This is a genomic window from Nostoc sp. PCC 9305, assembly GCF_963920915.1.
Classification (GTDB): domain Bacteria; phylum Cyanobacteriota; class Cyanobacteriia; order Cyanobacteriales; family Nostocaceae; genus Nostoc.
Genome location: NZ_CAWUDN010000062.1, coordinates 1 through 17,379, shown reverse-complemented (window position 1 = coordinate 17,379; position 17,379 = coordinate 1). Strand labels below are relative to the sequence as shown.

Here is a 17,379-nt window from a genome sequence, read left to right as displayed (position 1 = left end):
TCCTCTTCTTGCCTACCTACACCTCAATTGAGTCACAGCAAAACTATTTAACTCCAATAGAGGATTTTTCGATCGTCTTTAGACATTGCTAAGAAGCCACCAATCGTAATTCTAACTTTTTGCCCTGTTACATCAGTAATTTGATGGACTATATTACCGCCATGAAAAACAATCATGTCTCCGATATCGGGGGTGATATATCTCTTGGGGCATTTTTCTAAATCCAAATCTTTGGTGAGAGTCATTGACTCTTCTGGAGGTAAATCGTAAAGTACTAAATCTCCACCTGCTTCTGGTTTATCAATGATGATAAAATAGCTGAGAGCATCTACCATTTTGGCAATTTGGTTCAAGTGATCGTAGTAGGAATTTTCCAGAAAATCATTGTTTTTATGGGGAACCATTCCACCTAAATTTGGGTAGACAAATCTTACAGTAGCTGGGGTATAAATCCGCTCATCATTTTCTCTAGCTACCTCGACTTTTCTGCCTCCAGAAATTTCAGTTAAAGTTGCTTCTAATCTCGCTTCAAAATTGGTATTAAAAAGTGTCTTTAACTTGTTCCTGAAATTATCTGCACCTTGAAAATATCTTTCTTTGTCACTACCTGCTGCCATTAAAACACAGCCAAGGGTTGTACCGTATCTAACAGTTTCTAGCTCGTCACTGGCGTTATCTAGTCTCTGTTTTACTTCTAACATTTCTGCTTGGGAAAAGACTCCTTTGAGGAGCATTCCATCGATTTCACCTTGATAAATTTGATTAACACTATCAGGATAATTACTGGCTAATTCAGCTTCTAAAGTGAGCCAGTTATTGATTGCTAATTCTGGCTGAGTAGCATTTTTATTCATTTTATCTCCATCGATGACTTTTAATTTACATTAGCTGCGATCGCATCCAATAAAATCCTTATTTATAAATAATTTTGTCCCACCAAAATTATTCACAAAGGAAAAATGGCTGTCAGAACTATAACCTGTATCAAATAAGGCTGACGTTCTTGTATTTAGATCGAGTTGAGCAAAGAGGATGTTTTAAAAGTGCTTGGTTCTGTAAAAAATTTCTCTATCTCCCTAAATCCCAACAAAAAAGGAGATAGTATACTTTAAAAACATCCTTTAAGCGTTGCCTAAATTCTACGATGATTCTTGGCTATAATTTGATTAACTCCAATAGAATATTTTTTGATCGTCTGTTGATATAGCAACGAATCCACCTATACTAATGCGATTTTTGTTTCCCCTGGCCTCCGCTACCTTATGCCATATTGTACCACCGTGGAAAAGCACCATATCACCAATGTCTGGGCTGACATATTTTTTTTCACATTTTTCAAAAGCTGAATCTTTAACTAAAGTATCAAAATCTTTTTTCGCTTCTTCTGGCGGCAGATCGTAAATTATTAATTCTCCACCTTCTTCTGGCTTATCTACGATCAGAAAATAACTCAGATGTTCTTGTAATCTAGCAATTTTTGTTAAATGAGCAAAAGACGGATGCTGAAGAAATTGACTACCTTTATGAATAATAATCCCACCTTTATTTGTATCGATAAACCTAATTTGAGCAGGGGCATAAGTTTGATTATTTTCTGAGGCTATCTCTACTGTTCTCCCTCCTGAGACTTTACTTAGTAATCCTTCAATCCTTTCTTCATAACCACCTTCAAAAATATTTTTCAGATCGTTTCTATATACATTTACATCTTGGAAATATTTAGTAGGTTCATTTTCTTTGGCAGGTAGAACAACACCAAATGATTCGCCGTAACCCACGCTTTTCCGAATTTTAGTATTTTCCAGTTGATGTTTAGCCTCGAGCATTTCTTCTCTGGTGAAGACCTGCTTAATCAGTATTCCATCAATTTCACCTTTGTATATCCGATTAACTGCGTCTGGATAATTAGCTAATAAATCAGATGTAACTGTGAGCCACAAATCATTTTTAACGTATGTCATAGCAGAATTTTCCAAAGCTCCTAAATTTTGTTTGTTACCTTATTTTAACCGATACCACAAAATCAAGCTAGCGGGAACGGTAATTTAATATTCAGTTACAACTGGCTATGGTGATAGTATGCATAAATTTTTAACCAATAATTTAGGGTTTATACAATTTAGTCAAACACTAACATATCTTGATATAAATCTTTTTTATTAAACTTTTTTTTTTCAAACTTTAGTTGCTATACTTTTCCGTCAAAAGAAGCTATGTAAACACCAAGGGTGAACAAGCCGAGAAACCCGTTTAACGCAGTCGCTCCCAATAACAGCCTTCACGAAAAATAGAGCTTAAAAGCTAAAGTTATTTAGTTTTGACATTGCAATTATACAGTGTTTATACGTGAAAATTCCAAAAATATTACACGAGATAGCGTATAAGGGGTATATGATAAAGTAATGTTAATACATGGTAACTAGATGGTCAATATAATTAAATTTTGTATCGGACATTGCACTTAGTCCCTTCCCGTTATAGGATGACAGAGTTGCGTGGTAAAGACTTCATCGCTTTTGAAATTCCCAACTCAGAGCTGAAAGCCTGACTACGAAATAAATTTAAGTAATTATCTGACGGAAAGCGAATAGCTACTAAGTGCAAAAGGTTTTATACCAAAGGCTGATCTGCTTTACCCTTTATTTACAAAATCCCAAATATCTCAATTTCTGGTAAGCGGATTTCTCTAGTAAAATTCTCTCAATTTTGACAGAGACCAAATCTGGCGCTATTTTCGACAACCTGAAACTGGGCAATGTCTAAAGCTTATAAATTCAGGATTTAAGCGAACAACCAGTAATGACTAGCAACAAGAATGCAATTTTAAAGCTTGCAATCCGACAATGGCACCAGATATGAGCTTTTGACTAGCGCTCCTATGCGCTAACAAAAAATGGAAGAAATACATTGAAATTTAAAACCTCAGATCCTGACTGAATAAGGTTTATAAAATGTGTGTGTTTCTTAAGAACCTCTAACAGGTAAGTTTTTTCGCTACCGCAATAATTATGAAAGAAACACACTGAAATAGAAACTCTCAAATTCTTAGAAAATGAGGGCTATGAAATGTGTTTCTTAAAAACAGAGGACAAGATTACAAGGAGAAACAATATGTCTGTAGCACAATTTACTGATTTCGTAAAAAATATTACGACAGAAAATAACAATCCAGCTAGCGACTCATCAGGAGTAGGTGCAGAATTGCAAAAAGCTTTAACTAATCTTCAGGGATCTCCAGAAGAAAAAATTGCAAAAGTAGCGCAAGAACTGTCTAAAGTAGCTAAATCTAAGGGCTTTGATGTTTCAGAAGCAGATGTGAGTACGTATATCGAGTCTTTGAAAGTCCAGTATGAACTCAACCCTGTCATAGCTAGTTTGGCGGATACCTATTGCAGCACCTCTTGTCATTTTGGAAGTGCAGTTAATGCCAACTAAAATCTGAGTGCGAAATCTTTTTCAATCTCTGATTTGAAATTTGATATATCTCAGGTTTTCAAAAAACAGGATAATCTGAGATGTATCAATTACAAATATTATTGAGCAAAAAGAGCAATTAGCATAGGTTGTAAAAATTTGTTTTTGGCGAAATCATGATTAAGTCACCTGTAGCCAAGTCCTTATATAATTTTGTTGAACTGGATGTTAGTGAAATTGGTAACTACCCAGAAGGAATTATAGATATTTGCGATCGCCAAATTCATGGTCTGGTCGTCAAGAATTTTATTTCGGAAGAGGATATATCCAGAGTCGTCAGTCGGCTAACGCGCAAAGGTGCATTTCCTGGTTCGTCTTTTGGTGATGTTCTGATTTACGGCCCAGCATTATATGTATGCGATGCCGATATTACTCAATATTGTGAAGAAGCGGTTGATTTTCGGAAATATTGCCGCCAACTCTTCAGTGGAGGAGCCGATTTCGAGACGCGGCTAACAGAAGTTCTTGGTGCAATGTCTGGTGGTCGTCCCGTTGAACTTCCTGTTACTCCCGACGGCTACGCCTATACTCCAACGACAATTCGAGTTTTAAAAACTGGCCAGGAGATGGGCTGGCATTTTGAAAATCAATTTCTGCATTGCACACCAGGGTATCGCCACTTAGAAACCATAGTTGAACCCGAAGATCATCTCAGCTATTTTGTAGTGTTAAGTGCTGCTAATGCTGGGGGAGAGTTAGTTCTCTATGATTTAGAGTGGTCAGAGACAGAATGGCCCGATAAGGAACATGGGGGAACAAGGAAAAATGGTTTAGTGAACGGTCAACTGATTGCCTCAGTTATGGAAGATTACGACCAAATGTTCCTTAGTCCACAAGCTGGTTCTTTAGTGGTCTTTGATGCGGGGAGAATTTTGCATCGTGTTTCTGCGGTTGAAGGTTCTCGCCGTCGGATTACCGTAGGCGGATTTCTTGCCTTCTCCAAGGAGCGTGAAAAACTTTTCTACTGGAGTTAGGAAATTGAGAGGGCAATAACGGCATGAAATTTTCTACCTTAGTAGATGCTTTGAGTGAAAGAGCGCGATCGCAGCCTGATAAAAAAGCTTACACTTTTCTTCAGGATGGAGAAATTGCAGCGCACACTCTAAGTTATCAAGAATTGGAGCGGTTAGCACAGGCGATCGCCGCCAAACTTCAGAGTTTTAATGCCATAGGTCAACAAGCCTTACTACTATATCCACCGGGTTTAGAATTCATTGCCGCTTTTTTCGGATGTTTGTTGGCTGGAGTTGTAGCTATTCCCGCCTATCCCCTCCGTGCCAATCAGTCAAAGTCTAGGCTGTTGGCGATGGCCAAAGATGCAGAAGCAACCTTTGCCCTCACAACCACATCTGTCTTAGCCAATAGTCAGCATTGGTTAGTAGAATACCCAGAGTTAGCCCAGTTGCGTTGGTTAGCCACCGATGACATTGATGCAGATTTAGCAGATGCATGGCAGAAACCTCTTGTCAATAGCCATACCCTAGCCCTTCTCCAGTACACCTCCGGCTCTACAGGCACTCCCAAGGGAGTGATGATCAGCCACGGCAATCTCCTATCCAACTGTACCGACCTTGATCGCGGATGGAACCACACAGCAGATAGTATTATTGTCACTTGGCTACCCACCTTTCACGATATGGGGCTAATTTATGGAGTCATCGAACCCTTATATAAAGGTTGTTCTTGCTACATGATGCCTCCTGTGTCCTTTCTACATAAACCCATACGATGGCTACAGGCGATTTCGACTTACAAAGCTAGTCATAGCGGCGCACCGAATTTTGCCTACGATCTATGCGTGCGGAAAATCACCGCAGCACAAAAGGCTACCTTGGATTTGAGTAGCTGGCAAATGGCTTTAAATGGTGCTGAACCTGTGAGGGCAGATGTCTTACAACGGTTCGCCGAAACCTTTAAACCCTGTGGATTTGATTTAACAGCCTTCTGTCCCGGTTATGGTTTGGCAGAAGCCACCCTAAAAGTGGCGGCGGTGCGTCAACAAGATCCGCCTGTATTCTTGCGAGTTGATACAGATGCACTAGCAGAAAATCGGGTGGTAGAGGCGAGATTAAATCAACAAAATGTACAGACATTGGTAGGATGTGGACGTAGCGAGATTGATACACAAATTGCGATCGTTCATCCTGAATCCTTTACTCGATGCCAAGATTCACAAGTTGGGGAAATTTGGGTATCAGGTTCTACTATTGCTCAAGGCTACTGGAAAAACCCTCAAGAGACACAAAAAACCTTTCAAGCAACCCTCAAAGATAGTGATTCTAGAACGTTTCTCCGTACAGGCGACTTAGGATTTATCAAGGATGGCGAGTTATTCGTTACAGGGCGGCTGAAAGATACGATTGTTATTCAAGGACGTAACCATTATCCCCAAGATATTGAATTAACCGTTGAAAATAGTCATCCCGCCTTGCGGCCCAGTTGTGGAGCAGCCTTTGCAGTGGAATTTAAAGGTGAGGAACAGTTAGTTGTAGTTCAAGAAGTAGAGCGGAGTTATCTGCGACGGCTAGATGTTAATGAAGTAATTGGTAACATTCGTCAAGCAGTGGCAGCAGAACATGAGATCCGAACTCATACTGTTTTATTAGTAAAAACGGGAACCGTTCCAAAAACTTCTAGTGGTAAGATTCAGCGTCAGGCTTGCCGCCAAAAATTTTTGAATCACACACTGAATTTATTAACATCAGAAAAATCCCCAGGATTAACAACAACCATCTAAAGATAGAGATAATATGTTAAATCAAGATCAAGTTCAACATTTTCAACAAAAAGGATGGGTCGGCCCTGTTGATATCTTTGCACCAGCAGAAATTGCCGCAGTAAAGGAATGTTTAGAAACTAATAGCCGCATTATCAAAGAAGCAGACGGACAGGAAATCATCACATTTTATAATAATGTCCTTAACTTAGAAACACCCCGCGATCATTATCTATTTCATAAACCAATAGCAGAACTATTTAAACATCCGCAACTAATTCAGCGCTTAAACCAAATCGCTGGAGAAAACTTATTGCTTTGGTATACCAATGTCTTTTGTAAAATGCCTGGGCAAGGGGAAATTAAATGGCATCAAGCGAAAGAATTTTATACATCAAGTGACATCGATTTTGCGAAAAAAACTTTAGTTTATTCTCAAGATGAAGACCCTTTAAATTTAACAGTATGGGTGGCGTTGGAAGATGCCGACCTGGAAAATGGTTGTATGCGTTTCGCCAATGGATCGCATCAGCAAATATTTAAAATATTGAAAGGGAGTGTTCCGGCATCTGAAGGTGTGTTTGCTGGCATTAGTGCCCATAAAACAGTTTGGCAAAAAGAGCAACAATACTCCTTATCTTATGAATTTGATGAAAATGACTGGGAAGTAGAATCAGTGCCAGTCAAGGCAGGTCAAGCGATCGTCTTTACTGAAAGTACAATGCACTGTTCCCTACCCAATCACTCAAATCGCCGTCGCTTGGCGATTATTGGCCGTTATGTGCGTCCAAGTACCCAGGTTTATCCCTATCGCTGGCAAGGGGATTTTATTGATGAAAATGCCCACAACATCAAAAGGCATTTTTGTATTTTGGTTTCTGGACGTGATGATTATAAACATAACTTAGTTAGAGATGAGCATGATTTAGATGAGACGGAAGTAGAATTTCAACTCATGTCTAATTTGGTGCGGTTTGGTCATGTAAATATCCCAGAAGATAAACTACAGCTAGAGATTTACGGTTTAGAAAAACAGGTTTTAGAAGGAGATTGTCAAGAAGAAGAACCAAACCCAATTTTGCATCCGCGTAAATATATTCAATGGCAAGCCTGGAATCGATATCGAGGTATGAGTACTACAGAAGCAATGAAGCGGTATAGCCAATTAGTAAGGAGTTTGCCACGAAAAAATCCCCAAGATGCCAGCAGTAGAAGCAATACTAGTACAGTAAACAAGGGAGTATTAAAAGCAGCGGATATTGAAAGTTGGTTAATTTCTTATCTGTCTGAACTGTTGGACACGCAACCAGATGAAATAGAAGTAAAGATTCCCTTCCAACGTTATGGTTTATCCTCAGCAGAAGGAACTGTTCTAATGGGCGATCTAGAAGCTGCGACAGGATATAAACTTGCTCCGACTCTAGTATATGAATACCCAACTATTGAGGCTTTAGCCCAGCACATAGCAGAGGAAATGCAAGTTTTGGCGTAAACTTCTGTAAGTACCGAAAAAATGATGTTGTAATATACACAAAAAAAGGTCAAAAGTGGAATCCATAGCGATTATAGGCATCGGTTGCCGTTTTCCTCAAGCTAATAATCCCGAATCATTCTGGAAGCTTTTGCATAATGGCATCGATGCGATCGCTCAAGTGCCAAAAGACCGATGGGATGTTGAGGCTTTTTACGATCCCGATCCGGCGACTCCAGGGAAAATGAACACTCGTTGGGGCGGTTTCTTAGATCGGGTAGATCGATTTGACCCCAATTTTTTCGGGATTTCTCCCCGTGAAGCCGAACGCATAGACCCCCAGCACAGACTGGTTTTGGAGGTAGCTTGGGAGGCTTTAGAAGATGCCGCGATCGCACCAGAAAGTCTCGCGGGTAGCCAAACTGGTGTTTTCATTGGCATTGGCAACTACGACTACGGCAGATTTTTATGTCGCGATTTAGCCAACATCAATATTCATAATGGCACTGGTCTAACTCTGAGCATCGCCGCCAATCGCTTATCTTATCTGCTGGATTTGCATGGGCCAAGTATGGCTATCGAAACAGCTTGTTCCTCATCCTTGGTAGCAATTCACTCTGCTTGTCAAAGTTTGCGGAGTGGGGAGTCTAACTTAGCAATTACTGGCGGTGTCAGCCTGATGCTATCGCCAGACATGACAATTACCTTTTCCCAAGCCCGGATGATGGCTCCTGATGGTCGATGTAAAACCTTTGATGCTAGTGCCAATGGATACGTCCGGGGTGAGGGTTGCGGTATTACGATTCTCAAGCGCCTCAGTGATGCCATTCAGGATCGAGACCGCATTTTAGCAGTAATTAAGGGTTCGGCAGTTAATCACGATGGACTCAGTAACGGGATTACAGCACCGAATGGCTTGGCTCAACAGGCAGTGATTCGCCAAGCCTTAAAAAATGCTGGTGTCGCACCCGCAGAGATTAGCTATATAGAAGCCCACGGAACTGGTACTCCTCTGGGAGATCCAATTGAGATCAGAGCGTTAAAAGCAGTATTGATGTCGGGGCGTTCCCCTGAACAACGCTGTGGAATTGGCTCGGTGAAAACAAATATTGGTCATTTAGAACCAGCAGCCGGGGTAGCAGGTTTAATTAAGGTGGTGTTATCGCTACAACACAAGAAAATTCCCCCCCACCTCCACTTGCAAGAGTTAAATCCCCATCTGGGTTTAGATGGAACACCATTTTTTATTCCTGGGGAATGTCAACCTTGGCCTAGCGATCGCCTTTTGGCTGGTGTGAGTGGGTTTAGCTTTGGTGGTACTAATTCTCATCTGATTTTAGAAGCAGCGCCTGAAGGGGGCGGGGGAGCAGGGGAGCAGGGGGGCGGGGGAGCAGGGGGGATTTTTCAAGTTGAGCGATCGCTGCATCTTTTGACTCTATCGGCTAAGAATGAGGTGGCTTTGCAGGAATTGGCGCAACGTTATGCTGATTTCTTGACGGCTGATGCTGATGTATCTTTGGCAGATGTCTGCTTTAGTGCCAACACGGGGCGATCGCATTTTGCCCATCGATTGGCAATTGTCGCGCAATCAAGCAAACAGTTAGGCGATCGCCTGAGTAATTTAACTGAGAATCAGGCAATGGCTGGAATATTAGCTGGTAAGGTTGCCAGCCGCCAGTCCTTGAAAATAGCCTTTTTATTCACCGGACAGGGGTCACAATACGTAGGCATGGGTCGTCAACTTTACGAAACCCAGCCCAGCTTCCGCAAAACTCTCGAACGTTGCGATGAAATTCTCCGTCCCTATTTGGATAAGCCGTTACTGGAAATCCTCTATGCAACCGACGCTGAAAGTTCACTTTTAGATGAAACTGCCTATACCCAACCCGCTTTATTTGCTCTAGAATATGCCCTCGCTGAATTATGGCAGTCTTGGGGTGTCATTCCCCACATCGTAATTGGTCATAGTTTGGGTGAATATGTCGCCGCTTGTGTAGCGGGGGTATTTAGCCTGGAAGAAGGTCTAAAGCTAGTGGCAAAAAGAGCTAGTTTGATGCAGTCATTGTCCCAAGCTGGTGAAATGGTCGCTGTATTTGCCTCTGAAAATCAGGTACAAGCGGCAATTCAGCCATATTCTTCAGAAGTTGCCATTGCCGCAATTAATGGACTTGAGAGTATTGTCATTTCCGGTCTGCGATCGCCAGTCAGGGCACTGGTTGCCGCCTGGGAAGCCCAAGGAATCAAAACTCAACAGTTGCGAGTTTCTCACGCCTTTCATTCCCCACTCATCGCACCAATACTGGATACCTTTGAAACCGAGGCCAGCCAAGTAAAGTTTCAAACTCCACGCCTACCCCTAATTTCTAACCTCACAGGCGAAATGCTGCCTTCTGAATATATCCCTGATGCCAATTATTGGCGACGGCATACCAGAGAGCCAGTAAAATTCATGGCGGGGATAAATAGTTTATTTGCTCAAGGCTATAACTTATTTTTAGAAATCGGTTCCAAGCCCATCCTCTCCAGAATGGGCCAAAAATGCCAGCAAAGTCATGCAACCTGGCTCCCTTCCCTAGCCCCAAAACAAGAGGATTGGCAAGTGTTGCTTTCGAGCTTATCTGCTCTGTACGTGCAAGGGGTAAATATTAACTGGAGGGGATTCGATCGAGATTATTCCAGAAATAAGCGATCGCTTCCTACCTATCCCTTCCAACGTCAACGTTACTGGATTCAAGATACAACTCAAGTCATGGATGAACAGAAATTAGATGCCAAAGTATCCCAGTTTCAGACAGATGCAATTTCTGACACCAAACCACCAAAGCAGATTTTAGTCACATTGGGTTCTATTATCAGTAAATTACTGCAATTAGCTCCTAATGAAGTAGATATTCATACACCTTTTTTGGAAATGGGGGCTGATTCGCTGATCCTCATTGATGCGATCGCAGCAATTGAAAACACTTATGGCATTAAGATATCTATTAGCCAGCTATTTGAAGAATATAGAACCATTGAGGCGTTAGCAACTTACATTGCTCAGAATGTACCTTCCCCTGAATCAGAGTCTCAGCCTACACAGCCAGAGCAATTAACCCCACAAACTACGAATCCAGTAATTCCCAATTCGCCAGAAACCTTGCATGAGTCAGCATTAGAGCGAATTATGTCACAGCAACTTCAAGTGATGTCTCAGCTAATGTCTCAGCAGCTAGAACTATTACAGGGTAAGGGAAGTAATCAAGCGCAGGTATCATCATCCTCAAATGGAGGTTCTTTATCTCCACAGCAAGCAACTGCACCTACTGTTAATTCTTACCAGAATGGCAAACCAAATCAGCAGCTAGTTTCAGAAACTCAAATTAGGGAGCTTAACCCACAACAACAGCATCATTTACAAGCACTGATCGCCCGCTATACCAAACGGACGCAACAATCTAAGCAACGATCCGAAATCAGCCGCTCTGTTCTGGCTGATAGTAGGGCTGTGGCAGGATTTCGCCCTTCCATCAAGGAAATGGTCTATCCGATTATTGGAGAACGAGCAAAAGGTGCAAAATTTTGGGATATTGATGGTAACGAGTATATCGACATCTCAATGGGGTTTGGGGTGTTGCTGTTTGGTCATGATGCACCATTTATAACTCAAGCCTTGACAGAACAGATTCACCAAGGAATACAACTAGGGCCTCAATCCAATCTAGCAACAGAGGTAGCTGGGTTAATCTGTAAATTAACTAATATGGAGCGAGTCACTTTCTGTAACACAGGTACAGAAGCGGTGATGACGGCGCTGCGGTTAGCACGGACAACGACTGGCCGGAATAAGATTGCTCTATTTACTGGTTCATATCATGGTCATTTCGATGGCGTGTTAGCTAGGGCAGTCCAAGGTGAGACGAATACTGTACCAATGACTGTAGGTATCTCACCTTATGCAGTTGCCGATGTGCTGGTACTCGATTACGGCAATCCCCAATCCCTGGATATTTTGCGGACTCATGCTGACGAATTGGCGGCTGTATTAGTTGAACCAGTGCAGAGTCGCCATCCTCATTTACAACCCCAAGGGTTTTTACAGCAGTTAAGGCAATTGACACAAGCCGAGGGAATTGCCCTAATTTTCGATGAAGTAATTACAGGTTTCCGCATCCATCCAGGAGGCTTTCAGGCTTACTGTGGGATTGAAGCGGATCTGGTAATCTATGGCAAAATTATCGGCGGCGGACTACCGATGGGAGTCATAGCTGGTAAGAGGGATTACATGAATGGCATTGACGGCGGGATATGGAACTACGGTGATGCCTCCTATCCTCAAGCACAAAAGACTTTTTTCGCTGGAACCTTTAACAAAAATCATCTAGGAATGGCGGCAGCACGGGCAGTATTGCAACATCTCCATCGGGAAGGTTTTGGTCTGCAACAGCAATTAAACCATAATACCTCTGAGTTAGCGGCAACTCTAAATGCTTACTTTCAAGCGGAGAATGTACCGATAGAGGTAGTCCATTTTGGCTCCCTATTTCGCTTCGCTTCCTCAGAAAATATAGACTTGCTGTTTTATCATTTACTAGAAAAAGGCATTTACATTTGGGAAGGGCGTAACTGCTTTCTCTCAACTGCACATACCAATGTAGATATCGATCGCATCATCCAGGCAGTCAAGGATAGTATCAAGGAACTGCGACAAGGAGGTTTTTTCCTCAAAGGTGGGAGTAAGCCGCCAGCAAATGAACTACCTGTCACACCCTCAAAAAAAGCACCACTTCACTTCCCAAGCCCAAGAGAAATTAGCGATCGCCTCACACCCCAATTCCAACAATTAATTGTGCAGGAGGACTTAGAAGCTTATCAACAAGGATTAACTAAACTAGAAGCTTTAAGCCTGACTTATATCCTCAAAGCCTTCCAGTCAATGGGTTGGGAGTTTCACCCAGGCAAGGAGTTTACATTGGTAGCGATCGCTCAACAGTTGAGTGTGGTTAACCAACACCAACGCTTACTAGGTCGTCTGCTAGAGATATTGGCAGAAGAAGGAATACTGCGTCAAGTTAGCGATCGGTGGGAAGTAATGCGAGTCCCGGAAATTCAACATTTTCAGCCCAGGGAAATTTTAAGTGAATACCCAGCTTTAGAAGCAGAGTTATCTTTGCTACAGCGTTGCGGACAAGAATTAGCACAGGTGTTACAAGGAAAACGTCACCCGTTAGAGTTATTATTCCCCAATGGCGACTCAACAAGTTTAACCAAGCTGTATCAGGATTCACCCGTAGCACGAATCATGAACGCTATGGTACAAAAAACAATTGCGATCGCACTGGAAAATTTGCCCAAGGGTAGTAACATAGGCATTCTCGAAATTGGCGCTGGGACTGGGGGAACAACAGCCCATATCCTGCCTCATCTGCCCGAACGACAGACAAAATATCTATTTACCGATTTGTCTCCCTTATTCCTTGCCAAAGCTAGGCAAAAATTTAGCGATTATCCATTTGTAGGTTATGAAATATTAGACATCGAGCAAGAGCTTGAAGCTCAAGGTTTTGGTTCTCATCAATACGATATCATTGTGGCGGCTAATGTCTTGCACGCTACCGCAGATTTGCATAATTCCCTGAAGCAGGTGTTGCAGTTATTAGTTCCAGGGGGACTGCTAGTGCTGATGGAAGGGACAACTCGTCAGCGTTGGCTGGATTTAATATTTGGATTAACTCAGGGGTGGTGGAAATTTGGCGATTCCAATTTGCGACCATCTTACCCATTGCTTGATGCTTCCCAATGGCAAACCTTATTAAAGGAGAGCGGATTTAGAGAAGTAGTTACTATTCCTGCTGCCTCGCAGATGTTTGCAGTTTTACCCCAACAGTCCGTAATTGTCGCTGAAGCAGTACAAAAAATTCCCCTGACTGAGGCTCAAAAACAACTCTGGGTGTTGGCGCAGATGAGTGAAGAAGGTTCAATTGCCTACAACGAATCTGTAAGTCTGCAATTACAGGGTTCGCTTGACTTAGAAGCAATGTATCAGGCGGTGCAAAAAGTTGTCAATCGCCATGAGGCTTTACGAACTATTATCAGCACTCAAAGTAATTGTCAGCAGATATTACCCTCTCTGAAAATCGATATTCCGATAATTGATTTCTCAAATTGGGATAGTAGCACCTGCAAAGTTCAAGTCGCTAAGTGGCTAGAAAAAGAGGGACGCAAACCTTTCGACCTTAGTGTTGGGCCTCTGTTACGCGTCCATATCCTCAAACTAGAGTCACAACTACATTTATTGGTGCTGACAGTTCATCACATTATTATTGATGGCTGGTCAATTGATGTCATCTTCAAGGACTTGGGCGCGATATATTCAGCAGAATGTCAGAATATTCCAGATAAAATGGAAGAACCAATGCAATTCCGGCAATACATAAACTGGCAAGAACAGCAAAGCCAAACTGAGAAAATGCTAGCAGATAAATCTTACTGGTTAGGACAATTTGCTAATTCAATTCCCGTCTTAGAGTTGCCAACAGATTACCCGCGTCCCCTAGTACAAACTTATGCTGGGGTTGAACAAACGATGCTCGTTGATGCTGAATGTTTACGTGAGTTAAAAAGCTTCAGCAATCAGCATGGATGTACCTTGTTTATGACCTTAATTGCTGTCTTAAATTTATTATTACATCACTTATCTGGTCAAGATGATATCGTGATTGGTGTTCCTACTGCTGGACAATCTTCTGTAGGAGATAAAGACCTAGTTGGTTATTGTGCTAATGTATTGCCATTGCGCTTTGCAGTGAAAGACAAAAGTTTTAGTGACTATCTGAATACTGTTAAGAAGGTATTTTTGCATGGCTATGAGCATCAAAATTATCCGATTAGCCAATTGCTCAAAGAACTGAATATTAAGCGCGATCCCAGCCGACCACCTCTGATTACAACATTAGCTGGTATGGATAAATTTGGCGTTGAACTTAAGTTTTTGGGGCTAAAAGTTGAGGGCTTGACAAATTACATTGGCATTGCTCGCCGGGAACTAACTTGGAATATGGTTGAGATTGATGGGAAACTATCATTGAAGTGTAATTACAACGCAGATATTTATAGTGCCTCTACAATTTGGCACTGGATGCAGCAATTGGAAACCATTTTCCGCACTGTCATAAAACAACGCGATATCAGCCTAGATGCGCTCAACGAAAAACTGACTCAAGCAGATGGACAAAAACAGATTGGAGAAGAACAAAAATTAGCAGAGGCTAGTATGCGAAAGTTAAATAACTTTAAGAGAAATTCTATATAATATCAAGATTATTTATCAATAATTTGAATCTAAAATTATATTTGCTGACAAAGGGAAGTTTTTCTAAACAATCATGAATAAACCAATGACGAATTTGCCTGGCTTCGATCCAAATCTTCAAATTAAATTAGAAAATTTCAAAGTTTTGCCAAGATTTGTAGGTACTTGGGAAGGGAACTGGATTCGCCTAGATGAAAATGGTAATGAAATCGAGAGATTTACATCACTTTTAAATCAAAATATTGTTAATAATCAATGGGTACAAACTAATCAGAATAAATATCCTGATGGTAAAATTGTTAACATAAGTTTTTTTGGCAAGGCTGTGGGGGCAGGTAAGGTACTTTTTGAAAGTCCCGATTATCCTTATTGCAATTTTGAGATGATGGTAGAAGAATATAATGATAATATTATCATGATTAGAGTATCAGATAAGATATCAGGTTTCCCATTAGCATTAGAAACTATCAACTTAATTAGTGATACTGAAAGAATCAGGACTTTACAAAAGTTTAAGCTACCAGATGGAAAATTATCTGGATTCATAATTGTTGTTGAAAACAAGATTTTGCGAAATTAGGGGCAGCCAAAAATTTTTTAACTTCGTCACAAGTTATATGATGTCCGGCAAATTGCCCATAATTAACTCTCTTTTATCACTTTGGGCAGACTTATTCGCTTTTTCCTCTGCCTAGAGTGATAAAAGAAAGATAACCCCAATCCCTTTTACTGTTTGTATAGCTCCTTTCGCATACAATTAATTGCACACTGGTTTTTGTTGCTTAATTGTAAAACCGGGCTTGATATAAGTACAGTAACAGTTCGATCTGCGGTATGAGCATCCAGACCAGACTTTAAAAGTTGATGTACCAATACCCTTCTATTTTGAATTACATAGGTTTTACTTTGAACCGCAAGATGTTTGGAAACTATTTGTGCTACTTCTAAGCCCACGTACCCACAATATCGTGACAAATTGGGAAGCTTTATAAATCCAATCAACATCAAACTTTTTCCAAAGCTAAATAGAGTTTTTTAAACTTATTGAAAATTTAAAAGAAGTCCTGGTATCCAAATTCAAGACCTTTATTGAAGTTACTACACATTAGAAATGAACAAACTTACCGAAGAAAGGCACAAGGCAGGAGGAAGAAAATATATTTTTTGCCCTCTGCCACAGGGTTTAAAGTCCCTAAATTTATTTATGCAAAACAAAAAATATGTATTTTGAGACGCGCAGCGCAAAAAATACGGTTTCCTTGTTAAATCCCCTAAATTTATTTATGGGGATTCCCTCCAGTAAGAACTGCCTTGTCTACGACACGCTACGCGAATGTCCTCCTGCCTCCTTAATCATCCTAATTGGCTGAAATAAATCGCCCAAATAATTCCAGTTACTCCAATGGCAATTAAAAGGTTAGTGAAAAATCTGCCGAACTCAATTTCTTGTCCCAGTCCTTTGTCATCTTGACCGGCAGTAAAAAACAATGACCAGGCTTGATTTGCATTGATAGTCTCAAAGTTGTTGAAAGCAGGTCTAAAAACAACAGGCCCAATTAAATCCTTTTTGGGATAATCAAAATCGGTTTTCATAAGTAAGTTTGCCTCTAAATTGCTTTATTCGTCAAGTGAAGAAAATTAAGAAATCTCAAAGTATCTTCTTTAAAGGCTGGTTAGCCATCCAATCAAACCATGTCCTGTTATAACTTCTACAGCTATGAGGGAAACAAAAGCAATCATTGCCAAACGCCCATTGAGTTTTTCGGCATATTTGGTAAATCCTATCCGTGGAATTTCATCAACATAAACTTTGGGTTCAATCGCAAATCTGTTGAGTTGACCGCGTTCGTTAATGGTAAAGCCTTTACTTGCCATTTTTGACTCTTTATTTTTGCTTTCTGTAAACTAATATTAACTATTGTAAATATTTTTTGCAACTACTTGACATAAAAATAAAAGTAGTAAGAACCGTACTAAGTGAGTAGGGTATTTCGGATGTGTACGAGAACTAGGCGTGTCTACGGTCGGCTCAATACTGTTCGGTCAAGGCAAGAGACGCAATGAATCGCCGTTAGGACGAAAGACTGATTATTAGACCTCTTGCAAAAGTCCCTAACACCCCACCCCCAACCCCTCCCCGCAAGCGGCTATCCATTAGTCACATCTTTCTTTACAATCTTGAAACCTATGCTCTATAGCCGTCTTAGACACTGAATAGTTAGGCATACTTGACAAATTCGCTTTTAATATTCTCGCTAAAACTGCGTTTTTATTGAGAATAAACAACGAACCAATAAGGGTTATAAAAGCCTGAGTGAATACTCTCACGAATGTTAAGAAAGATCCGGGTAATGGATAGCCGCAAGCGGGGAGGCAGGGTGGATTAATTGTCGAGAGAGAAAATATAACATAGAAGGATGATTCCTT

10 protein-coding genes are annotated in these 17,379 nt (G+C 41.0%); 6 read left to right on the top strand and 4 right to left on the bottom strand.

Going from position 1 to position 17,379, the window contains the following annotated elements:
* Nucleotides 1-47: 47 nt before the first annotated feature.
* The gene (locus ACM0OX_RS22005) at nucleotides 48-854 is read right to left on the bottom strand and encodes a 2OG-Fe(II) oxygenase (RefSeq protein WP_414517100.1); all 807 of its coding nucleotides are present in this window, start codon (nucleotides 852-854) and stop codon (nucleotides 48-50) included.
* A 312-nt stretch (nucleotides 855-1,166) separates the two neighbouring features.
* Nucleotides 1,167-1,976, bottom strand: a complete 810-nt coding sequence (locus ACM0OX_RS22000; protein ID WP_414517099.1) for a 2OG-Fe(II) oxygenase — start codon at nucleotides 1,974-1,976, stop codon at nucleotides 1,167-1,169.
* A 1,135-nt stretch (nucleotides 1,977-3,111) separates the two neighbouring features.
* On the opposite strand from ACM0OX_RS22000, the gene ACM0OX_RS21995 reads away from it, so the two are divergent.
* From ACM0OX_RS21995 to ACM0OX_RS21970, 6 genes are all read left to right on the top strand, one after another.
* Nucleotides 3,112-3,435: a hypothetical protein gene (locus ACM0OX_RS21995; protein WP_414517098.1), complete on the top strand. Its 324-nt coding sequence runs from the start codon at nucleotides 3,112-3,114 to the stop codon at nucleotides 3,433-3,435.
* Between the two features lie 155 nt (nucleotides 3,436-3,590).
* The gene (locus ACM0OX_RS21990; protein WP_414517097.1) at nucleotides 3,591-4,448 is read left to right on the top strand and encodes a hypothetical protein; all 858 of its coding nucleotides are present in this window, start codon (nucleotides 3,591-3,593) and stop codon (nucleotides 4,446-4,448) included.
* 23 nt (nucleotides 4,449-4,471) lie between these two features.
* Entirely contained in the window at nucleotides 4,472-6,211 is a 1,740-nt protein-coding gene (locus ACM0OX_RS21985) for a fatty acyl-AMP ligase (RefSeq protein WP_414517096.1), read from the top strand.
* A gap of 13 nt (nucleotides 6,212-6,224) precedes the next feature.
* Nucleotides 6,225-7,682: an acyl-CoA-binding protein gene (locus tag ACM0OX_RS21980; RefSeq protein WP_414517095.1), complete on the top strand. Its 1,458-nt coding sequence runs from the start codon at nucleotides 6,225-6,227 to the stop codon at nucleotides 7,680-7,682.
* A 55-nt stretch (nucleotides 7,683-7,737) separates the two neighbouring features.
* On the top strand, nucleotides 7,738-14,952 hold the full coding sequence (locus tag ACM0OX_RS21975) for an aminotransferase class III-fold pyridoxal phosphate-dependent enzyme (protein ID WP_414517094.1): 7,215 nt from the start codon (nucleotides 7,738-7,740) through the stop codon (nucleotides 14,950-14,952).
* Nucleotides 14,953-15,025: 73 nt separating this feature from the next.
* Nucleotides 15,026-15,532 (top strand): DUF3598 family protein, encoded by a 507-nt coding sequence (locus ACM0OX_RS21970; protein WP_414517093.1) that lies wholly within the window; start codon nucleotides 15,026-15,028, stop codon nucleotides 15,530-15,532.
* A 773-nt stretch (nucleotides 15,533-16,305) separates the two neighbouring features.
* Here ACM0OX_RS21970 and ACM0OX_RS21965 read toward each other — a convergent pair.
* Entirely contained in the window at nucleotides 16,306-16,545 is a 240-nt protein-coding gene (locus tag ACM0OX_RS21965; RefSeq protein ID WP_322667869.1) for a hypothetical protein, read from the bottom strand.
* 69 nt (nucleotides 16,546-16,614) lie between these two features.
* Complete coding sequence (locus tag ACM0OX_RS21960; RefSeq protein WP_414517092.1) at nucleotides 16,615-16,827, bottom strand: chlorophyll a/b-binding protein; 213 nt, start codon at nucleotides 16,825-16,827, stop codon at nucleotides 16,615-16,617.
* Nucleotides 16,828-17,379 lie beyond the last annotated feature (552 nt).

Excerpts from the sequence above, each read along its gene's own strand:
- ACM0OX_RS21965 (WP_322667869.1), bottom strand. The coding sequence starts at position 16,545 with ATGAAAACCGATTTTGATTATCCCAAAAAGGATTTAATTGGGCCTGTT.
- ACM0OX_RS21980 (WP_414517095.1), top strand. The coding sequence starts at position 6,225 with ATGTTAAATCAAGATCAAGTTCAACATTTTCAACAAAAAGGATGGGTC.
- ACM0OX_RS22005 (WP_414517100.1), bottom strand. The coding sequence starts at position 854 with ATGAATAAAAATGCTACTCAGCCAGAATTAGCAATCAATAACTGGCTC.
- ACM0OX_RS21970 (WP_414517093.1), top strand. The coding sequence starts at position 15,026 with ATGAATAAACCAATGACGAATTTGCCTGGCTTCGATCCAAATCTTCAA.
- ACM0OX_RS21960 (WP_414517092.1), bottom strand. The coding sequence starts at position 16,827 with ATGGCAAGTAAAGGCTTTACCATTAACGAACGCGGTCAACTCAACAGA.
- ACM0OX_RS21990 (WP_414517097.1), top strand. The coding sequence starts at position 3,591 with ATGATTAAGTCACCTGTAGCCAAGTCCTTATATAATTTTGTTGAACTG.
- ACM0OX_RS21985 (WP_414517096.1), top strand. The coding sequence starts at position 4,472 with ATGAAATTTTCTACCTTAGTAGATGCTTTGAGTGAAAGAGCGCGATCG.
- ACM0OX_RS21995 (WP_414517098.1), top strand. The coding sequence starts at position 3,112 with ATGTCTGTAGCACAATTTACTGATTTCGTAAAAAATATTACGACAGAA.